The organism is Virgibacillus salarius, assembly GCF_039521925.1.
In the GTDB taxonomy this organism is placed as follows: domain Bacteria; phylum Bacillota; class Bacilli; order Bacillales; family Amphibacillaceae; genus Virgibacillus; species Virgibacillus salarius.
This window is the reverse complement of the sequence record NZ_BAAACY010000167.1, coordinates 1-19,579: the sequence shown is the minus strand read 5'-3', so window position 1 is coordinate 19,579 and position 19,579 is coordinate 1. Positions and strand designations below refer to the sequence as shown.

21 protein-coding genes are annotated in these 19,579 nt (G+C 36.8%); 8 read left to right on the top strand and 13 right to left on the bottom strand.

Annotated features, from left to right (window positions below):
• Window positions 1–132: 132 nt before the first annotated feature.
• The 3 genes from pstC to pstB are packed head-to-tail and all read left to right on the top strand — an operon-like array spanning window position 133 to window position 2,819.
• Window positions 133–1,089: a phosphate ABC transporter permease subunit PstC gene (gene pstC / locus ABDZ84_RS19945; protein WP_026680438.1), complete on the top strand. Its 957-nt coding sequence runs from the start codon at window positions 133–135 to the stop codon at window positions 1,087–1,089.
• A 2-nt stretch (window positions 1,090–1,091) separates the two neighbouring features.
• Window positions 1,092–1,976, top strand: coding sequence for a phosphate ABC transporter permease PstA (pstA, locus tag ABDZ84_RS19940; RefSeq protein ID WP_026680437.1), 885 nt, complete (start codon window positions 1,092–1,094; stop codon window positions 1,974–1,976).
• A 39-nt stretch (window positions 1,977–2,015) separates the two neighbouring features.
• Complete coding sequence (gene pstB, locus ABDZ84_RS19935) at window positions 2,016–2,819, top strand: phosphate ABC transporter ATP-binding protein PstB (RefSeq protein ID WP_240455840.1); 804 nt, start codon at window positions 2,016–2,018, stop codon at window positions 2,817–2,819.
• 229 nt (window positions 2,820–3,048) lie between these two features.
• On the opposite strand, the gene ABDZ84_RS19930 is transcribed toward pstB, so the two are convergent.
• The 3 genes from ABDZ84_RS19930 to ABDZ84_RS19920 all read right to left on the bottom strand — a co-directional run bounded on the left by ABDZ84_RS19930 (window position 3,049) and on the right by ABDZ84_RS19920 (window position 5,189).
• Window positions 3,049–4,323 (bottom strand): methyl-accepting chemotaxis protein, encoded by a 1,275-nt coding sequence (locus ABDZ84_RS19930; protein WP_281949946.1) that lies wholly within the window; start codon window positions 4,321–4,323, stop codon window positions 3,049–3,051.
• A gap of 4 nt (window positions 4,324–4,327) precedes the next feature.
• Window positions 4,328–4,768, bottom strand: a complete 441-nt coding sequence (locus tag ABDZ84_RS19925; protein ID WP_281949945.1) for a hypothetical protein — start codon at window positions 4,766–4,768, stop codon at window positions 4,328–4,330.
• 283 nt (window positions 4,769–5,051) lie between these two features.
• Window positions 5,052–5,189, bottom strand: a complete 138-nt coding sequence (locus ABDZ84_RS19920; RefSeq protein WP_162986316.1) for a hypothetical protein — start codon at window positions 5,187–5,189, stop codon at window positions 5,052–5,054.
• Between the two features lie 273 nt (window positions 5,190–5,462).
• Between ABDZ84_RS19920 and ABDZ84_RS19915 the strand changes: the two genes are divergently transcribed.
• Window positions 5,463–6,935: a potassium/proton antiporter gene (locus tag ABDZ84_RS19915; RefSeq protein ID WP_026680434.1), complete on the top strand. Its 1,473-nt coding sequence runs from the start codon at window positions 5,463–5,465 to the stop codon at window positions 6,933–6,935.
• A 274-nt stretch (window positions 6,936–7,209) separates the two neighbouring features.
• On the opposite strand, the gene ABDZ84_RS19910 is transcribed toward ABDZ84_RS19915, so the two are convergent.
• From ABDZ84_RS19910 to ABDZ84_RS19880, 7 genes are all read right to left on the bottom strand, one after another.
• Window positions 7,210–8,061, bottom strand: a complete 852-nt coding sequence (locus ABDZ84_RS19910; RefSeq protein ID WP_026680433.1) for a Cof-type HAD-IIB family hydrolase — start codon at window positions 8,059–8,061, stop codon at window positions 7,210–7,212.
• A gap of 74 nt (window positions 8,062–8,135) precedes the next feature.
• Window positions 8,136–9,011, bottom strand: a complete 876-nt coding sequence (locus ABDZ84_RS19905) for a class II fructose-bisphosphate aldolase (RefSeq protein ID WP_343782761.1) — start codon at window positions 9,009–9,011, stop codon at window positions 8,136–8,138.
• Window position 9,012: 1 nt separating this feature from the next.
• Window positions 9,013–9,477, bottom strand: a complete 465-nt coding sequence (locus ABDZ84_RS19900; RefSeq protein WP_205389193.1) for a PTS sugar transporter subunit IIA — start codon at window positions 9,475–9,477, stop codon at window positions 9,013–9,015.
• A 5-nt stretch (window positions 9,478–9,482) separates the two neighbouring features.
• Window positions 9,483–10,919, bottom strand: a complete 1,437-nt coding sequence (locus tag ABDZ84_RS19895) for a PTS fructose transporter subunit IIC (RefSeq protein WP_281949944.1) — start codon at window positions 10,917–10,919, stop codon at window positions 9,483–9,485.
• A gap of 2 nt (window positions 10,920–10,921) precedes the next feature.
• Window positions 10,922–11,845: a 1-phosphofructokinase gene (gene pfkB / locus ABDZ84_RS19890; RefSeq protein WP_281949943.1), complete on the bottom strand. Its 924-nt coding sequence runs from the start codon at window positions 11,843–11,845 to the stop codon at window positions 10,922–10,924.
• 640 nt (window positions 11,846–12,485) lie between these two features.
• On the bottom strand, window positions 12,486–13,265 hold the full coding sequence (locus ABDZ84_RS19885) for a MurR/RpiR family transcriptional regulator (protein ID WP_026680428.1): 780 nt from the start codon (window positions 13,263–13,265) through the stop codon (window positions 12,486–12,488).
• A 338-nt stretch (window positions 13,266–13,603) separates the two neighbouring features.
• Entirely contained in the window at window positions 13,604–14,362 is a 759-nt protein-coding gene (locus tag ABDZ84_RS19880) for a helix-turn-helix transcriptional regulator (protein ID WP_425542149.1), read from the bottom strand.
• A gap of 314 nt (window positions 14,363–14,676) precedes the next feature.
• Between ABDZ84_RS19880 and ABDZ84_RS19875 the strand changes: the two genes are divergently transcribed.
• Window positions 14,677–15,030 carry a VOC family protein gene (locus tag ABDZ84_RS19875; protein WP_281949941.1) on the top strand — a complete coding sequence of 118 codons (354 nt, stop codon included), beginning with the start codon at window positions 14,677–14,679 and terminating at the stop codon, window positions 15,028–15,030.
• 28 nt (window positions 15,031–15,058) lie between these two features.
• Entirely contained in the window at window positions 15,059–15,322 is a 264-nt protein-coding gene (locus ABDZ84_RS19870; RefSeq protein WP_034678684.1) for a hypothetical protein, read from the top strand.
• Window positions 15,323–15,458: 136 nt separating this feature from the next.
• Here ABDZ84_RS19870 and ABDZ84_RS19865 read toward each other — a convergent pair whose 3' ends face one another.
• From ABDZ84_RS19865 to ABDZ84_RS19855, 3 genes are all read right to left on the bottom strand, one after another.
• Window positions 15,459–16,277: an LCP family glycopolymer transferase gene (locus tag ABDZ84_RS19865; protein ID WP_166529927.1), complete on the bottom strand. Its 819-nt coding sequence runs from the start codon at window positions 16,275–16,277 to the stop codon at window positions 15,459–15,461.
• A complete protein-coding gene (locus ABDZ84_RS19860) occupies window positions 16,270–16,788 on the bottom strand; it encodes a sigma-70 family RNA polymerase sigma factor (RefSeq protein WP_034678682.1) in 519 nt (172 codons plus the stop codon). Before ABDZ84_RS19860 ends, ABDZ84_RS19865 begins: the two co-directional genes overlap by 8 nt.
• A 183-nt stretch (window positions 16,789–16,971) precedes the next feature.
• Window positions 16,972–17,397 (bottom strand): DUF1801 domain-containing protein, encoded by a 426-nt coding sequence (locus tag ABDZ84_RS19855; RefSeq protein ID WP_034678681.1) that lies wholly within the window; start codon window positions 17,395–17,397, stop codon window positions 16,972–16,974.
• A 201-nt stretch (window positions 17,398–17,598) separates the two neighbouring features.
• Here ABDZ84_RS19855 and ABDZ84_RS19850 point away from each other — a divergent pair, with 201 nt between their 5' ends.
• Together ABDZ84_RS19850 and ABDZ84_RS19845 are read left to right on the top strand one after the other, a co-directional pair.
• Entirely contained in the window at window positions 17,599–18,666 is a 1,068-nt protein-coding gene (locus ABDZ84_RS19850) for an ABC transporter permease (protein WP_026680420.1), read from the top strand.
• 3 nt (window positions 18,667–18,669) lie between these two features.
• The gene (locus ABDZ84_RS19845) at window positions 18,670–19,350 is read left to right on the top strand and encodes an ABC transporter ATP-binding protein (protein WP_026680419.1); all 681 of its coding nucleotides are present in this window, start codon (window positions 18,670–18,672) and stop codon (window positions 19,348–19,350) included.
• Window positions 19,351–19,579: the final 229 nt, after the last annotated feature.

Genomic DNA, 19,579 nt, shown 5'->3' with positions numbered 1-19,579 from the left:
TCTTTCTCATCTTAAGATGTGCTCGTAACGCTAGTAAGCACCTAATCTAATTAACTCCACATGATATGAGAGATGAGAGCTGCTATGCTCTCATTTCTTGTGACTTAACGCTCTGGAAGGAGGGCACCAATAATGGCATCGAACAACGAGATATACAATCACGAAAAAACAAAAGTTAGAGACATGATTGCCAAAAATAAAAATGGACAAAACATGCGTAAGGTAACAGAGAAGATGATCCCAGTACTCCTCTTTTCCATAGCCGCTATTTCTATTCTTACTACAATTGGTATTGTCTTTACACTATTAACAGAAACGATAGAATTCTTTAAACGTGTACCGATAGCTGATTTCTTTACAGGGACTGTCTTAAAACCGCTTAGTCAAAATCCGGAGTTCGGGGTACTTCCCCTTATCAATGGAACTATTATTTCATCTTTCATTGCTATGTTAGTCGCAGGGCCGATTGGAATTATGACAGCCGTTTTCTTAAGTGAATATGCTTCTGAAAGGGTCAGAAGAACGTTAAAACCACTTTTAGAAATCCTTGCAGGGATTCCTACTATTGTGTATGGATTCTTTGCTTTTACGTTCGTAACACCACTAATAAGAGAAATATTTCCAAGTGTAGAAGCAACTAATATTTTAAGCCCTGGATTAGTGATGGGAGTAATGATCATCCCCATGATAGCTTCTTTATCGGAAGATGCTATGACTTCTGTTCCCAATTCTATGCGCGAAGGAGCTCTCGCATTAGGTGCAACAAAGCTAGAGGTTACATTTCGAGTCGTTATTCCCGCTGCGCTTTCAGGAATTATCGCATCCTTTGTTTTAGGAATATCTCGAGCAATCGGCGAAACAATGATTGTAACCATTGCAAGTGGAAGCTCGAAGAACTTCACCTTTGATATAACCCAATCCATGCAAACAATGACTGCTTACATTGTGGAAGTATCAGGTGGGGATGCACCTGCTGGATCGACCATTTACTATAGCCTATATGCAGTTGCTATGACACTATTTGTCTTCACACTTATCATGAATTTACTTGCTAGATATGTCTCTCGTAAATTTAGGGAGGAATATTAATCATGAAATATGTCAACATCGAACAAGTACAGAAAAAGATGAATACGCGTTTACTAAAAAACAATCTATTAAAATCATTATTCTTTGCAGCAACGTTATTTGGCTTAGTCGTTCTAGCAATCTTAATTATCCGCGTCTTACTACAAGGTGCTAGCTGGATTAACATGGATTTTTTAACAGGAAAGCTATCAACTTCTCCGGATAGAGCAGGGATTATGGGGGCAATATTAGGAACCTTCTGGCTCATGGTCGTTGTTATTCCTGTCACATTGTTCCTGGGAGTAGGTACTGCCATCTATCTTGAATTATATGCAAGCAAAGGACGTTTTCAATCCTTTATTCAAACAAATATAGCAAACTTAGCTGGTGTACCTTCGATTGTATATGGAATTCTCGGTATGACATTATTTGTCCGTGCGCTCGACTTTGGAAACATTGTTTTAGCTGGCGGACTCACCATGTCATTACTTGTACTTCCTATCATTATTGTTGCTGCGCAAGAATCTATACGTGCCGTACCTCAGCATCTTAGTGAAGCATCCTATGGGATGGGAGCAACCAAATGGCAAACCGTAAAGAATATTATCTTACCAGCAGCATTACCTGGTATACTTACAGGTTCTATCTTATCGCTTTCTAGGGCTATTGGCGAGACCGCACCCCTTGTTGTTATTGGGATTCCAGCTCTATTAATCCCATTTCCAGGTGGTATTATGGACAAATTCACTGTCCTCCCTATGCAGATTTACTATTGGACGTTGGATTCATCCCTAGTGGAAGAGTATGCGAATTTAGCTGCGGCTACCATCATTGTTTTGTTAGTATTACTATTTTTACTAAATGCAGCGGCAATTTTTATCCGCAATAAGTTTCAAAAACGATATTGATAAGGAGTGAACAGAATGAGCACCTTAACAAAACCAAAAATGAAAGAACCACTTGCATTCTCAGAAAATACTGTACAAATGCCCCAGAAAAACATTGTTTATGACACGAACGATTTAAATCTATGGTATGGAGAAACGCATGCTTTAAAAGATATTAACCTATCCATCTACGAAAAAGAAGTCACTGCCATCATTGGCCCTTCTGGATGTGGTAAGTCAACGTATCTAAAAACATTAAATCGTATGGTTGAGCTTGTTCCTAGCGTTCGTACCTCGGGAACAATTACCTATAATGGAAAAAGTATATTGGATAAATCTTTTAAAGTGGAAGATTTGAGAACAAGAGTAGGAATGGTTTTTCAAAAACCGAACCCATTTCCAAAATCAATCTATGATAATATCGCATACGGTCCTAAAATTCATGGTATTCGCAATAAAAAAGTACTCGATGAAATCGTGGAAAAGAGCTTACGAGGTGCTTCTATCTGGGATGAAGTAAAGGATCGTTTAAAAGAAAATGCCTACGGGCTTTCCGGAGGACAGCAACAGCGGATCTGCATTGCGCGCTGTTTAGCGATTGAACCAGATGTCATTTTAATGGATGAACCAACATCTGCATTAGATCCAAAATCAACATTGAGAGTGGAAGAATTAATCCAAGAATTGAAAAAGGATTATTCAATCATCATTGTTACACACAATATGCAGCAGGCCGCAAGAATATCTGATCGTACTGCCTTTTTCCTTAACGGTGAAGTCGTTGAATTCGATGATACCAATACGATTTTTACGAATCCAGCAGATAACCGCACGGAAGATTATATCTCTGGAAGATTTGGTTAGACGATTTGCGTAAACCAATTATATAACCTCCCCCTTCATATTTATAAAGTGAAAGCTCAATCGGTTGGGGGGTTTGTTTATCCCCTACTGACTGTTACTATGAGTACCGCAAGAGTAACTTTCTAAACTATCAAAAGACGAACAATAATTAACCTAAATTAATTATTGTTCGTCTTTTATCAATTATCTCTCAATCTTTTTTATAGCCTTATAAGCTCATGTTACTTCATCATTCTACATGGAAGCGCTGCGAATGATGCGAGAGCGAATCCGATATGTCTGTAAGCTTGCGTCCAATTTGATAATTGTTTTTCAGTTGAATGACTTGTTCATCACTACTTATCAGCATCTGTTCTGCACTCTCTAAATTTTCCCTCGATACGGAAGAATATTGAATGGCCGTTTGTTCTATATTAGGGAGTATATCTCCAATTCGCTGTAATTCTATTTGTATTCCTCTAAGTTGATGACTTACATTCGTAATTTCCTTTAGCAATGCATCAAAAGCATCCTTAGAAACGTTAGACATCATTAATGTCTTGTTTGTTTTCGTTAACATCTGCTCAAATGCTTCAGAGGCATCTGCTGTGTTTAACTCCATGCTAGAAATAGAATTAGTGATTTCAATAGCGGCTTGTGAAGATTGCTCCGCTAGCTTGCGCACTTCATTAGCTACAACTGCAAATCCTTTGCCAGTTTCACCTGCTCTTGCTGCTTCAATTGCCGCATTTAACGACAACAGCTTTGTCTGTTCTGCAATTGCTTGTATCATATTAACAAGATTAGCTATGGAATGTGAATTTGCTTTTACGCTATTTATTTTTTCCGTAAGGTGAGCAAAATCGCTTTCGAAAGTGCTAATGGTTTGAATTAGCTTCTCCATTTGCACTTCACCCGTTTGCGCAGACTGATTCATCGTATCGGAGCTAATAAAAATACCCTTCATCGTCAAAATCGTTCGTTCCAAATCATCCTTCATCACCTTAAAGGTCTTGACACTTTGCTCTGAGCTCGATGCGGTCTGTTCAGCACCTTGCTTTACCACATGAATCGCTTCCTTTAATTGTTCTCCAGAATGTAACGTCAATTCTGAAGAAACTTGTAGCTCTCCACCAGCTTTCTTAAGGTCTACCGTTGTATCTTGTATTTCATGAAGCATGGTACGCATATGAGTAATCATTGTTTCATAACTTTTATGGAGGGATATAAACTCTGGTAATGTTGTTTGTATAGCTGGAGCCTGCTGCAGATTGCCTTTTCTTACAGCTTCCATTGTCTTTCTCAATACCATTAAAGGCTTTATTACACTACGAACAAATAAAATGATGAAAAGGATAGTAATGATACTGCTTACAACAATAATAAAAAAGGTAAAATAAGCCATTTCATGAACTGGCCCCATGTATGAAGCAGTAGGAACAAGCAAAACATATATCCCTTGGATTTCTTCCATCTCTTGAAAGGTTATAGTATATTCCTCGTCATTTATTGTTCGATGAAACAAACCCTTATTTTTTTTCTACGATATCATTTACTAATTGTTCGGAGATAACAGGCAATTCTCCCTTACTAACTTTAAAGGGGACTGCTTGTCCGCCTTCTATGTAAAAATAATGAGAGGTCATTCCATCATCGGCTAATTTCAATTTCTGTGACCGCACATTCGCTTCTAACTGTTGCTTAAAATAGGAATCATCACTGACATATAAAAACTTCAAATTATCCGCGATATAACCCATTAATTCCGTCTCTCGTATTAGACGATTTTCAATCGAAGTCATCGTCGTTTCTTTTGCTTTTAAGTATGAAATAACTCCTACTGCTATCATAGAAAATAATAGTAACGTAATAAACAGCATGAGTAATCGACTTCGTAAGCTTAATTTTTCCAATATCCGTTTGCTAACATGCGTAGTATTATGGAACCATTTTTGAATAACCTGCTTCAAGCAAACTCCCCCTGCATCATTGCTTCATTATCAACAAGTATATCAAGTAAGTATTAATTTTTTGTAAAGCAATCGTTAAAAATGGTTAATTTGAACCATGAAAAATAACACACGACGATTCCTAATTTAAAAAAGAGGTGGGGACAAAAGGATTTTGATCGAAGAAAAAACGAACATTGAAAAAATATATTCGTGTAATGAGGCTACTCCAGAAATAGCGTAGTTTATTGTTCGTCTTTAGAATGAACCATTTTCGTTATGTCCCACCCTCACCAACATCCATCTATCTCTTTTTCTTATCCACATACTCGTTTGGTTCGTTACCGCCGTGGGAATTACTATTCTTAAATGGACTTTTACGACCGTTGCGATGTTCTCCATGATTACTATTTTCCTTAAATTGATTGTTCTTATCAGCCATTATAAAATAACTCCTTTCTACGTAAGCTTTAGTAAAGGCGTTTAAAAGAGATATACATGAATGGTATTGCTTTAGGATCTTATTACAACAGGTAATAATCCTGATGCTGCCAAAATACTCTTCTAAACAAGCCATTTATAGTCTTTGTAAGAGTAACTAAATTATTCCTTTTTTCGGCCATCTTACGAAAAGGATGAGTCGTCATTTTTCTCAAAACGTCCATTTATCGTTATAATAATAGTAGTAGAATGTTCTTTGGAAGGACTGTTCAACATGTTATCTTTAGAAATGCTCATCTTTCTCTTTTCTGCGATGCTCATTGTCGGAGTATTAGCAACCAAATTCTCCACTCGATTGGGCTTACCAGCCCTCGTGTTGTTCCTCTTAATTGGTATGGGCCTTAACAAATTTGTTTTCTTTGAAAATGTAGAGCTTACCCAACTAATCGGAATTATGGCTTTAATCATTATTTTATTTGAGGGTGGGACACAAACAAAGTGGGAACAGGTTCGGCCTGTCCTTGGAGCAGCAGGCTCGTTAGCTACATTAGGAGTCTTATTAACCACCATATTAACAGGCTTTGCTGCTATGTATATTCTTGATCTATCTTTACTTGAAGGAATGTTATTCGGGGCCATTGTTGGTTCTACAGATGCAGCTGCTGTTTTTTCCGTTCTTGGTAATAAAAATATCAATACGAAATTGACATCTACACTTGAAGCAGAATCCGGTTCCAACGATCCCATGGCGGTATTCCTTACTGTTTCCTTTATTGAGCTCATTCAAATACCCGAAACATCCATTTGGAGTACGATTGGTAGCTTCTTTATACAAATGGGACTTGGCTTATTAATCGGACTATTACTCGGTAAGCTAACCGTGATGCTTATCAATAATATTAAGCTTGATACTGCCGGCCTATATCCAACATTAGCTATTGGTATGGCTACAGCTACATACTTTCTAGCGGACTTTTTAGGCGGAAGTGGCTTATTAGCTGTTTATGTAATGGCTGTATTTGTTGGTAATAGTGATTTAATGTATCGTTTCTCTATCTTACGATTCAACGAAGGATTTGCATGGATGATGCAAATTGTCATGTTTATCCTCCTCGGACTACTTGTTTTTCCAAGTCAACTTACGGAAGTCTTTTGGCAAGGTATTATTCTCTCCATCATTTTAATGTTTATCGCGAGACCGATTGCTGTATTTATTTCCATGGTATTCATGAAATATAATGTTAAAGAAAAATTGTTTATTTCATGGGCTGGGCTAAAAGGAGCTGTTCCTATCGTTTTAGCCACTTATCCGATCATTGCTGAAGTAGATAACAGTGACTTAATTTTTAATGCGGTATTTTTCGTTGTATTAATTTCAGCTTTGGTTCAAGGAAGCACATTATCATGGCTAGCTACAAAATTAAAATTAACCGGCTATAAAAATGACCCTACTAAACCTTCAATGGAACTCATTAATCTAGGAAATACAGAAGCGGAGATCATGGAAGTCAGGATATTCTCTCAATCTCCGGCAGTTAATACATCATTAATAGATATAGAACTTCCTGACGAGACATTAATTATCGGTATTATTCGTGATAAACAGGTTATTACTCCTACTGGTAATTCCGTTATTTTAGAGAATGACATCTTATACGTATTGAGTAATAAGAAAAATAGAGAAAAATCAAAGAAGGTATTATTGGGTCAAAAAGAAAAGAAAAAGCCTGTCAAAACGGAAGCATAAAGTAAAACTTCAATCAGCAGGGATATTACTGCCAGTTAAATGTGGAATAAAAATGAGCTATGCCAAAGTAAACGAAAGAAGCAAAAAGCTGAACGATATTCGAAATGGTTTAATGAATAGTCGGATTCGTTCAGCTTTTTTGTTCTATATCATTTCCATGTTTTTAATAAACGCCTTTTAGTGGTACATAGATACTTTCTTTTAAACTTTCTTGCCTCGTATTTTAGTCGTTAGAAGTGAGCATTAAGTGTTACCCCTGCCCCTTTCGCATTTTCTATTCCTCTAAGATATACTTCCTTAAGGCATAGCCGACTCCATTGTTTTCATGATGCTTCGTAATGTAGGTGGCATGTTGTTTCACTTCATCCTCAGCATTTTCCATCGCGATACACATTCCAGCAATAGAAAACATAGGTACGTCATTATAATTATCTCCTATTGCCACTGTATGCTTTAAGGGAATATTAAAATAATCTGCCATCTGCTTTAAGCCATAGCCCTTATTCGCATTAGGATGAGCTATTTCTATCTTTTGTTTACCTGAGGATGTTATGGATATATCATTTCTATTTTTCAGAATACTTTGGAGTATATTCCTTTTTGGCTTTTCGAAAGAAAGAACAAATAATTTATATACCTCTAAATCCGTATAATCGATTTCATTATAATTAGAAACATGTAGTAAGCCGTGCTGCCTGTTTTGCATATCAATGATATGATCTACCCAATCGATTGCTACGTCTAAATCCTGTATTCCTCTTTTTTCTCGTTCAAGGATCCCACTAATTTGGCTTTCTACTAAAATCCCACCTTTCGTGTATATTTCAAAATAGACTAATTGCTGTTTAAGTATCTCGATGAGGTCACCTATAACATCACTTGTTAGGAATAAGTGATACAGAAGTTTATCATTATCATATGCTTTTGCACCATTACCTGCAATAATTGGACAATCTATAGCAGCACGCCTAAGAATCTCTTTTGTATCATGAACCGAACGTCCAGACGAAATCACGACAATGTCATCTTTCCTTTGGACCTCATGAATGGCCTGCACATTCTCATCAGAAATCGTTCCATTTTCGGAGAGAAGCGTCCCATCCAAATCTATAGCAATCAACTGCATCCTATTTTCCCCCTTTCATCATTGAAGCTAAATGATAGGGGACTGCCTTAATAGACATCCCCTATCTTGTCAATTTATGCTTCAATAATAGAAGGAACTACTTTTCCTTCACTTCCTACCATCAGTATTTTGGAAGCAACCATAGCTTTTGCAGCTTCTTTTGCTTTTTGTAAGTAGGCTCGTGGATCCAAACTTTCTGGTTCCTCTATAAAATGCTGTCTTATTGCTTCGGAATACGCATTTTTTAATTCTGTAGATACATTTACTTTAGCCATTCCTAGTGAAACACACTTCCGAACATCTTCCTCTGGTACAGCAGATCCCCCATGCAATACTAATGGAGTATCTACCAATTCACCAATCTGTTCAATCCTTGAAAAATCAATATTTGGTTCACCTTTATAAATACCATGCGCAGTTCCAATCGCCGGAGCTAGTGTAGGTACACCTGTCATTTGAACAAATTCCTTACATTCTGTTGGAACTGCTTTTTGTGCATCTTCTTCTGATACAACAATATTATCCTCTACTCCACCTACTTTCCCTAGCTCTGCCTCTACATTTACACCAAGTGAATCTGCTAAATCCATTACCTCCTGTGTTCTGCGGACATTTTCCGCAAATGGATGCATAGAGGCATCAATCATTACTGAGGAATAACCAGCTCGAATTGCCTGCTTAATCACTTCATAATCAGTACAATGATCTAAGTGTAAGCCAGTAGGAACATGATAATATTCGGAGGCTGCCTTAACAACTTTCACAATGTTTTCTGCACCGAGTGATTTTACCGTACCAACAGTTGTTTGCAATATAACTGGTGATCTCATTTCTGCAGCCGCTTCTAGTACCCAGTAAATACTATCAAATGAATGGACATTGAACGCTACAATTCCGTATTTTCCCTTTTTAGCTTGGTTTAACAATGGTGTAGTTGATATAATTCCCATTTTATATCTCTCCTCCTGAAATAGCAGTTGCTACAATATTTGCTAGCTGCTCGTTTGTTGTTGCATCAAGCATCGATTGTCTAACTTCTTCATCCATCAACGCGCGTGATAAGGCAGATAATGCCTGTAGATGGGTTGAACCAGCTTCTGATTTAGGTATTAACAGGGATAAAAAGAAGAATGCTGGTTGACCGTCAAAAGATTCCCATTCAATACCAGTTTCTGTGCGAACAATAATAATCGCTGGTTTCACTACCGCTTCCGTCTGCGTGTGGGGGATTGCAAAACCATCCTGGAACCCAGTTGTACTTTGTAATTCTCTTTGTTTTAAACCTTCGATAATCGCTTCTGCTGAACTGGCGATCCCATGTTTTTTTGCAATGTCAGCAATCGCTTGAAATACACCTTGCTGCGAAGAAGCTGTCGCCTGAAGCAGAATAAAATCTTTATTAATTAAATGTTTCATAATGATCACTCCTCAATTGGCTTATTGTGTGCTGCTTTTTTTCGATATAGACCATATAGGAAAGCACCAATTAGTGAACCTACTAAAATAGATAAAACCCATTGGAAAGCTCCTGTAACAACTGGAAGGACTAAAAACCCACCATGCGGCGCTGGCACTTGAACGCCGAACATGTAAGTCATGATCGCTGCTATGGAGGAGCCGAACATAATAATCGGCAGAACAATTAAAGGGCTCTTAGCTGCAAAGGGGATAGCCCCCTCTGTAATGTGCGTCGATCCTAATATAAAGTTGACAGCTCCAGCGTTTCGTTCCTCTTTTGTAAAATATTTGGGAAAAATAACTGTAGCAAAAGCAATAATTAACGGTGGTGCAATACATGCTGCTGATACCCCTGCCATAAAATACAGATTTCCTTCGGATAATAATAGTGTCCCAGTAACATATGCCGCCTTATTAAACGGTCCGCCCATATCGAATCCACACATTGCACCGACAATTAATCCTAATAGTAATGGATTTGTTGATTGTACGGATGCTAGGAAGTCCATTAATCCTTCGTTTAAACTTGTTAATGGTTGGATAATTGGCGTCATAACGATACCAATTAGAAAGATTCCCAAAACTGGATACAAGAAAATGGACTTCAATCCATTCAATGAGTGCGGCATCTTTTTTAACAGTTTTTGCAGGAGAATAATGATATAACCTGCAATAAAACCTGCTAATATTCCGCCTAAAAATCCTGCTCCACCTTCATCTGCCAATAGCCCACCAATGAAGCCAACAACCATCCCCGGCCTTTTAGAAATGGATTCGGCAATAAAAGCTGCCAATATCGGCACCATTAAACTAAAACCTAATCCACCAACTTGATTTAGCAATGCTGCAAATTCATTGTACTGCTCATGGTCCGGGTTAGCCGAATAGATACCGAACAGGAAGGAAACTGCAATGAGCACTCCACCCCCTACAACAAATGGGAGCATGTGTGATACGCCATTCATTAAGTGCTTATATATTGAATGAACCCATCGTCTATTTTGCTTGGTAGCCTGATCCCTCTCATCGACTTCCATTTTATCTGCCTCATTACCTGACTCTTGATAATCTGAGTCATAATAAGTAGAAGCTTCTTGATTAACTATTTGATTAATAAGTTCTTCTGGAGAACGAATGCCTTTCGAAACTGGTACATCGACTAAGGGCTTTCCATGAAATCGATACGCCTGTACATCCTTATCTGCAGCAATAATAACACCATCTGCTTCCTTTATTTCCTCAGGAGATAAGGCATTTTCAACACCAACCTGACCATGTGTTTCCACTTTAATCTCCACACCCATTTTTTCTGCAGCTTTTTTAAGCGCTTCTGCAGCCATAAATGTATGTGCAATACCTGTTGGACAACCTGTAGCTGCAACAATTTTCTTTTTAACCATACTTAATCCCCCCTATAATTAGTGATGGAAACTTGCTTCATAAGTTCTGCTATATTTGATAAGTCACTAAGACCTTTAGAAAAAGCTGTAGATGCTCCAGTAGCAACTGCATATTTTAACGTTACATCTAATGGAGCGTTTTCCATTGTTTTTGCAATAAACGCGGCGAGCAAAGAGTCTCCAGAGCATGCCGTATTTACTACTTCTCCAACTGGTGAACTAACGTTTACTAAATGATTGTCATTTAAGAAAATTGCTCCATTTCCTCCTCTAGATATAATGACGTTTTTAGCTCCCTTATATAAGAGCTCCTTACCATAAACGATTATTTCTTGCTCTGATAACGGCATATCTTTTCCAACTAAATAAGCAAGCTCTTCTTCATTTGGCTTCAATAAATAAGGACGATACGGAAGAGTTTCTAATACAATAGATGAGCTTGAATCAATTACAAGGTTAACGTCATTTTCAGCACAGATTTTGGCTATATCTACAAGAATACTCTCCTCTACTCCCCTAGGTAAGCTTCCTGAAACGATTAATATACTTCCCTTTGGAATAGTCTTTATTTTTTGTAGTAAGTTATCAACATCTTTTTGCCCAACTTCTGGACCTTGATTGACAATTTTATATTCCTCATCGGCATTTACAAACACATTAATTCGTGTTATTCCATCCACATTGATGAAATCACTGTTAATCCCTTGCTTAGTTAATTCTTCTTCAATAAATTTACCTGTAAATCCACCGATAAATCCTAATGCTGTATTTTCTATTCCCATTTTTTGAAGCATAATAGAAACATTGACGCCTTTTCCATTTGCTTGATAATCTTCATCAAACGTACGATTTACTCTATCTGGTTTCAAGTTGTCTATGGCTACGTATAAATCAATAGCTGTGTTCATTGTACAGGTATAAATCACAGCCTCACCCTCTTTCTTTGTTGTTAAGTAAAGTATCTCATATTCATTTATGTAAATGTTTTCAGCTTATGTAAACCTTTGCAGTGAAAGGATGCGAAGGTATGACAAACCTAGTAAATTTTAGTAGCGTTAATGAAGCTGCTAGCCACTATGGCGTTGTGAAAATATTAAGTGAAACTACTTAGCAGCAGGGGTCTTACTGGCAGTTATATGCGGGGAAAAAAGCTAAAAAAGGAATGAAGAAGCAATAAAAGACGAACGATAATTAGTTGATAATAATTATCATTCGCCTTTTAGCGGTTTAGGAAAATATAAAATTTGAGCCTGTGTATAAATATGGGCGTTTTGTCTATCCCACACTAATTGTTAGTACCACAAGGGTATGCCCTAAAAGTCCTTGAACCAATCGGACATTTAATGCAGTCATTCCCACACTTACCAATTTTGGTTTGTCTTTATTGCTTGAAGTCGAGGTCTTACTACCAGTTATATGTGGGATTACATGATTATTCGTATTTTGAGTAAAGAAATTGTTTTTCATCCTAGCCTCAGACGATATTCAAAAAAAATTATGTTTCCCAATAATTAACGGAATGCTCCTTAGAAGAATAATCAATATCGGATTATCACAGAACTGCATTTATTTTTTTGTACGGATTACGTAAGAATCAAGAAGTATTCTAGCTATTACATTAAGTGAAAGTCTTGAACGAACTTCATATTCTGGAAAAAGGGAATGATCTGTTTTATACCCTAATAGAGTCATATCAGATAATCTACTAAGTGACGAGTCAACCTTGGTAGTTAGTGTAATCGTTGTTACTTGTCTCATATTTAAGTTTTGGCATGCCTCCACAAGCTCAGGTGTTTCACCATTTAACGATACAAAAATAGCTATATCATTTTTTCCTACTTTACGAGACTTCACACGAATGATATTAGGGTCTTCATGTGTTTCACATATTTTATCTAAAGCCTGTAATTTTACCATCATTTCTTTTGCAATCATTTCTGAAAAGCCACGGCTAAAAATATAGACTCGTTCTGCATTAAATATTTTTTGGACGGCATCTTCAATTTGACCAATGCTTTGTAGCTGGATGGTTTTCGTAACCTCTTCCTCATTTTTCTTAATTACCTGTTTAATATCGTCGTCAATATTTCCAAGCCAATCATGGGTGTCCTCCATTTTCTTGTCCTGTTTTAAACGATATTTAAAAGATGTATAGCCGTTATAGCCTATTTTCTTCATCAGTCTGACAATCGTAGCTGTAGACACATTTGCTCTTTCACTTAACGTAACAATTGACATGGTAGCTATCTCGTCAAGATGTTGGTGTATAAATTCCAATAAATAGCGCTCCGCTTGACTGAGCATAGAATAGGTTTGATGCGGAATATCAAATAAAGGTTTATCCATCATGAAAACCTCCTTCCTAGGAGTAAGGAAATCCTGTTATGTAACGGTATACTAGCTTTGGGTGTATTTCTATTGTTGTCTATGTTCATAAAAATATCACTATTATATCGTTCCGTTTGAATTAGTATCCTATAGAAAATGAACCCTATTCGTATAATGAAAGAATACCACATCGAGCCTACCAACTGCTACTTTAACAGCTAACAAGGCGATACAGAAAAAACCACTTTAGTTATGTTCCAACCTCATCACCATTCTCTTACTCTAGTCTTATCAGCAACTTATCGATTTCCATAATTTGTATTAGAAGAATAAAGTCCAGCTTCCAATCTTGAACTTTAACCTTGCTGACGCAGGAAATTATTCATTAGCACGGGCAAGGAAACTAATATAGGCGGATCATTTAAACGTGGTGCACGAAGTGTTACATACAGGTGTGGTACAGATGAACGAGGTTGCACTACAATTGGATGATGGATTTTAGCTCTTAGTGTAGTGTGTGGGAGCAAAATATCTGTTGCCTGCGAATCCCAAGTTACCGCAGTTGCCATTAAATAGTAACGACCTGGCTTCACATTAGAAAATGAAAATTCACCTAATGTCGACAGTAGTGTACCATATTTCGGCATTCCCTCTGGAATTGGCTTCGGAAACAATCCTATTAAAATAACTCCATTGAACGGAACTTCTGCATCAATTGTTCCTGTAACATAGTTATGTGCTTTTTTAACAATGCTTGTTTGTTTCCATGTCGCCAGTTGATTCAAGGATGTCAAATGCTTGTTCACTACCTGTGGTGAATGACGAAACGCAGATGGTGACATACCTACCCGGTTTGAAAACCTTGTTGTAAAGGTACCAAGACTTTGCTGGCCGATCTCCATACCGATGTCACGGATACTTAAGTTTGTCTTTAACAATAAATCCTTTGCCTTCTGTAAACGAATAGAAGCAACGTAATAATGAGGGGGCAAACCAACATATGCTTTGAAGATACGGGAAAAATGATAAGGACTGTAAGCTGCATAGCGTGCTAATCGAGCAAGCGATAGGTCTTCATCAATATGCCTTTTTATATAAAATAGCACTTCATCCATTTCTGAAGAATAACTTGGCACGTTACGTTCCTCCTGACCTAAATACCTATTAATAGTATTCGATTTAAATCAAAGAATTCCTTTAAGCATTTCCATTATTTCATCGACAATTGAATTATTTTCTTATAAAATCAGAATAGAAAAAATTATTACAAGTAAAACTTCAATCAGTGGGAGTTTTGTTATCCCCACTGATGGTTAGTATCACAAAGGTATGACTTAAATGCCTGATGGGGGCTTACTACTGTAGCTATGTGTGGGATAGAAATGTACGTTTTGAAGATTAAGCTATTATGTAAAAGGAGTGTGGTGAAGTGAATAGTCCCATTAAAAATCAGGTTAATACAATATTTGTCAGCGTTAGTGAATTGCACAGATCGGTAAAATGGTATTGTGATTTATTAGGGCAGAAGTATCAAGCAGAACATCTAAACCAACCTGTTTATAAGCTTGATATCAATCATCATACGGGGTTGATATTAGATGCCGGGCCTAGAGGAAAAGTTCAAAAAGTTACTCCGTCTCCACACCCATTATACAATACAGATGATATTCAAGCGGCATTTCGATTTGTAGAAAAACCGAACTATCAAATCACATCACCCATAACAGTGTTTACAGCCGTAAAAGATCCTGATGAAAATATTATTATGGTATGCAATGGCTGATCCAATAACGAATTCCGGAGGACTGCATATGTTCAGAATTCTTTTAGAGGGCTGGTTACCATTTATTCTAACAGGATTAATTACTGCTTCCATTATCATTCTTTTAGCAAGATACATGAATCGTGTAGGACTTTATATAATTACAACACTATTGAACTTCGCCAGTTTTGCATTATTCATCATTAGTATATTTGCGATTGGTCCCTGGACAGGAATGGGAATAGGGCTTTTTTCCATTTCTTTTCTAATTGGTGTTAACATGGGAATTGTCATTAGCTTCTTTATAAAGTGAAACTTCAATCTATTGGGGTTTTGTTTTCCCCCACTTAACCAATATTAGTTTCAATTGCTTGAAGTCGGGGTATTACTGCCAGTTATATGCTGAATAAAAATAGCACACTACCTAGGATGAGCTAAATAATCGTTTATTATTTTTCATTTAAATGCTCGTTTAATTCATTTGAAATCTGATTCAATACACCCTCATCTATTTTTTCATAATAAATCCCATCCACTGTTATTTTTTTCTTTTTAATCGTTATATCCTTTGTCTCAATGGAAAAGGAATGAATACCATCTCTTATCTTGTCTAACTTCGCAGATGATAAATTTGTTGATTCAATTTGTTCTGTCAATTGTTCTACCAATTTACTACTATTTTCCTTATAGTTAATTTTATCCCAAACCATTTTGGTAGTACTCCTGTGCTTATCCGTTTCAACCCAATCCTTTAGAAATTCTGTTGAAATGACAGCATAGTAATCGATCGGAACATCGAAATAATTTTCGAAGGTTGCTATCACGGGTTCGATCTCTTGATTATAAGCCATTGCATTCGCAATTTTATCCTTCCGCATATTGTCATTATGTGCATCAATAATGGTTGCATAGGCATCTCGAGGTATTGGAACTAGTTTTATACTTTCCATTGCAGAATTATATGTAAGTACCAGCTGAAATACAGATCGATGAGATTCTTCCGCCAATATTAACACAGAAAATGTGTTTTTTACGTCAGTAGATACTGCTTGATTGTCCTTCGTATAAAGTGAAGGCATTATTACTCCAATTGCTAAGATCACGATCAGCATAGTGGCAATCGTAGGACCGATATAAGACGTAGACGTTCGTTTCCGTTTTTTCTTTGCTGTATGAATCTGCTGTAATGTCTGTTGACGATCTGCTTCTGTGAATGTTAACGATTCATTCTCGATAAACGAAATGTATTCTCTCTCTTTTTTACCCATGATAGTTCACCTCCAGTTTAGTTTTCAATCGTTGTCTAGCTCTTTTCAACCTTGTTTTTACTGTACTTGTGTTCAATTCCATCATGTCAGCAATTTCTTCAATTTGAAAAGATTGATAATAGTACAAGTAAATAACTTCACGATAGATAGTTGGTAACGTATAAACTACCTGCTGCAGTTCCTCCTTTGCTTCTTTCTGAATAACATTATCTTCTACGGATGAAAAGATAGCGCCTGCGACATCCTGAATAAGTTGAACTGCCTGCACCTTTCGATGATGCCAGCTTTTCAAATAATCCTTGCAGCCATTGATCGTTATCCGATACAGCCATGTTTTTAGTGAAGACTCATAGCGAAAGGAATCCAAATGCTGATAACATTTAATAAACGTGGATTGGACAATATCCTTTGCTGTCTCTACATTTTTCACATAATGAAATGCAAGTCGGACCAATTCATCTCCATACATAATCATGACTTCCTCTAATACCCTTTCTTTTTCTCGTTCCATAATTCCCCCCTCATCCATTGCTGTTGTTTGCTTGTTCGTTTGACGATCCTATCGAAGAAATAGTTTCAGCTAAACGAAGAAAAAAGCATCCCCCGTAGAATGCTTTCAGTATAGTTGTTTCAGATTGCGATTAAGAAAAAATGAATAGTCGGCTTTCGAAATGCTCGTTTTGTTTTTTAACGCTTATCCATTTAAAGTATATCTTTCCTTTAAAAAAACAACAGATTGATGAATTAATTGCTTCAATACGTCAATATCAATATCTGATAGCTTGTTAATATAGACACATGCTTTCCCACTCGTATGTTTTCCAAGTTTCTGCAATAATATCTCTCGCTCTTCGTCTCCGGTAGCGAAATATAGACTAAATTTAGCCTTTCTTGGTGAAAAGCCAGCAAGCATTGCATCACCTTCATGTCCACTCTTATATTTATAATGGTAGGACCCAAAACCAACAATACTTGTTCCCCACATTTTTGCAGGATAACCTGTTACTTCTGTAAAAATATCTAATAGCCTGTAGGCATCTTCCTTTTTTCTTGGACTCGCTACTTGTTCAATAAATTCGATAACACTACCATCATTTTCTTTCGTCTTTAGTTCATACATCTTCACATGCACTCCTTTTTAAAGAATTCGACATCGAAGTAACCATAATCTAATATACATATTCTATGCAGCTCAAATAAAATCCTTTTATAGCTATTCAAGTGTATCCGCTTTGCTTAAATCCTACATTCCTATACTATTATAGAATAGAGGATTATCTAAGAATGATTCATTAAACCGTCTTATTCAGGAGGAGAAACGATGTTTTTAGCATGGAATGAGATCAAGAATAACAAATTACGTTTCACTTTAATTGTTGGTGTATTAATGCTTGTATCCTATCTTGTCTTCTTTTTATCAGGATTAGCAAATGGATTAGAAAATATGAATAAAGAAGCGGTAGATAAATGGGATGGCCAAGGCGTGATATTAACAGAGGAATCCGATATTAATTTACCTCAGTCTAGTTTGACCTTAGATGATTATAATGGTGAAGGTGTGGATGAATACGCTAGCCTTGCACAGATTAATTCCATTGCTACTTCGGATGATCATAAATCTAATGTTTCTATTTTTGGCATTGATAAAGAAGAGTTTATTATGCCAAATGTCATTGAAGGCGATGCCTTTGCTAAGGAAGGAGAAGTTATTGCCAATGAATCTTTAAAAGATGAAGGATTTAAGCTTGGTGACAAACTAAGTCTTTCTTCTACGGAAGAAGATTTAACGATCGTCGGCTTTACAAATAATGCAAAATTTAATGCAGCACCAGTTCTTTATACCGATTTGTATACATTACAAAAGGTTCGTTATGGCAAAGCCGCAGAAAACTATGAAGATCGAATAAATGCCTTCATACTACGTACCGATAATCTGTCTGATATAGAAGTACCGGATGAATTACAAGTGGTAGATACGACAACATTTATCGAAAATCTACCTGGCTATTCGGAACAAAACTTAACGTTAACATTTATGATTTATTTCTTGTTTATAATTTCAGCAGTCGTACTGGCTATTTTCTTATACGTATTAACGATTCAAAAGGTCAGTATCTTTGGTGTGATGAAAGCCCAAGGGATTTCAAGCAGTTATTTAGCACGCTCTGTTATAGCTCAAACATTCTTATTAGCTATTGCTGGAGTAATTATCGGCTTTATTCTCACAATGATTACAGGCTTCTTCTTACCTGCAGCTGTTCCAGTAGCATTTAATTATCTTGACCTGCTGGTATATGGCATTGTACTTATATTTGTATCCGTGTTAGGTGCTTTATTTTCAATACAAACGATTGTTAAAATAGACCCGCTAAAGGCGATTGGAGGGTAAGACATGGCTATTCTTGAGATGAACCAGGTAAATAAAATTTTTGGCTCAGGTCACACAGAAATAGAAGCATTAAAACCTACAAATTTCCAAGCAGAAAAAGGAGAGTTAATTGCGGTAATTGGCCCATCCGGTTCAGGTAAAAGCACCTTTTTAACTATTGCTGGCGGCTTACAAACACCTACAAACGGAAAGGTTATTATTAATGAAATGGATATTACCAGCCTAAAGGAGAAAAAACGTTCAGCCATCCGCTTACGTGAAATTGGCTTTGTTTTACAAGCTTCAAATCTAGTGCCATTCTTAACAGTAAGTCAGCAAATGCAACTGTTAGATAAAGTGAAAAAGCATAACTTATCTGCAGAGAAGCTGAAAGAGCTCTATCAATCCTTAGGAATCGAAGATCTCTTAAACAGCTTTCCTTCTGATTTATCGGGAGGAGAAAGACAGCGTGTTGCGATTGCAAAAGCATTGTATACAGATCCAAGTATTATTCTTGCAGACGAACCGACTGCTTCCCTTGATTCAGATCGCGCCTTTGAAGTAATGGAGATGTTAAAGGAAGCGACCACGAAAAACGACAAAACAACGATTGTAGTAACGCATGATACACGCTTAATTGATTACTGTGATAAAGTTTATAACATTACAGATGGTAGGTTAAGCTTAAAACAACCGAGCCATTAAGATATAGATTATTTTACGATTGATCAAATGCAGCTAGGACAAAGGAAAAGCCGGAAAAATTCGAAACGTTGGGAGTAACCAAGTAACCACCCTAGCAAACGATCGAATTTATTCGGCTTTTATTGTTCTAATTTGTTTGATAAGCTCTTAAACAAACCCTAAGAAAAACGGAGCAAAATTCGCTCAGTCCTTATCACTAAATGCTCAGATTTACGCTTCCTCTAGTAGC

Coding starts and splice junctions, on each gene's coding strand:
- pstC (WP_026680438.1), top strand. CDS start 133: ATGGCATCGAACAACGAGATATACAATCACGAAAAAACAAAAGTTAGA.
- ABDZ84_RS19880 (WP_425542149.1), bottom strand. CDS start 14,362: ATGGATGAAGTGCTATTTTATATAAAAAGGCATATTGATGAAGACCTA.
- ABDZ84_RS19915 (WP_026680434.1), top strand. CDS start 5,463: ATGTTATCTTTAGAAATGCTCATCTTTCTCTTTTCTGCGATGCTCATT.
- ABDZ84_RS19910 (WP_026680433.1), bottom strand. CDS start 8,061: ATGCAGTTGATTGCTATAGATTTGGATGGGACGCTTCTCTCCGAAAAT.
- ABDZ84_RS19885 (WP_026680428.1), bottom strand. CDS start 13,265: ATGGATAAACCTTTATTTGATATTCCGCATCAAACCTATTCTATGCTC.
- ABDZ84_RS19900 (WP_205389193.1), bottom strand. CDS start 9,477: ATGAAACATTTAATTAATAAAGATTTTATTCTGCTTCAGGCGACAGCT.
- ABDZ84_RS19865 (WP_166529927.1), bottom strand. CDS start 16,277: ATGGGTAAAAAAGAGAGAGAATACATTTCGTTTATCGAGAATGAATCG.
- ABDZ84_RS19860 (WP_034678682.1), bottom strand. CDS start 16,788: ATGGAACGAGAAAAAGAAAGGGTATTAGAGGAAGTCATGATTATGTAT.
- ABDZ84_RS19870 (WP_034678684.1), top strand. CDS start 15,059: ATGTTCAGAATTCTTTTAGAGGGCTGGTTACCATTTATTCTAACAGGA.
- ABDZ84_RS19850 (WP_026680420.1), top strand. CDS start 17,599: ATGTTTTTAGCATGGAATGAGATCAAGAATAACAAATTACGTTTCACT.
- pstA (WP_026680437.1), top strand. CDS start 1,092: ATGAAATATGTCAACATCGAACAAGTACAGAAAAAGATGAATACGCGT.
- ABDZ84_RS19855 (WP_034678681.1), bottom strand. CDS start 17,397: ATGTATGAACTAAAGACGAAAGAAAATGATGGTAGTGTTATCGAATTT.
- ABDZ84_RS19920 (WP_162986316.1), bottom strand. CDS start 5,189: ATGGCTGATAAGAACAATCAATTTAAGGAAAATAGTAATCATGGAGAA.
- ABDZ84_RS19895 (WP_281949944.1), bottom strand. CDS start 10,919: ATGGTTAAAAAGAAAATTGTTGCAGCTACAGGTTGTCCAACAGGTATT.
- pstB (WP_240455840.1), top strand. CDS start 2,016: ATGAAAGAACCACTTGCATTCTCAGAAAATACTGTACAAATGCCCCAG.
- ABDZ84_RS19845 (WP_026680419.1), top strand. CDS start 18,670: ATGGCTATTCTTGAGATGAACCAGGTAAATAAAATTTTTGGCTCAGGT.
- ABDZ84_RS19905 (WP_343782761.1), bottom strand. CDS start 9,011: ATGGGAATTATATCAACTACACCATTGTTAAACCAAGCTAAAAAGGGA.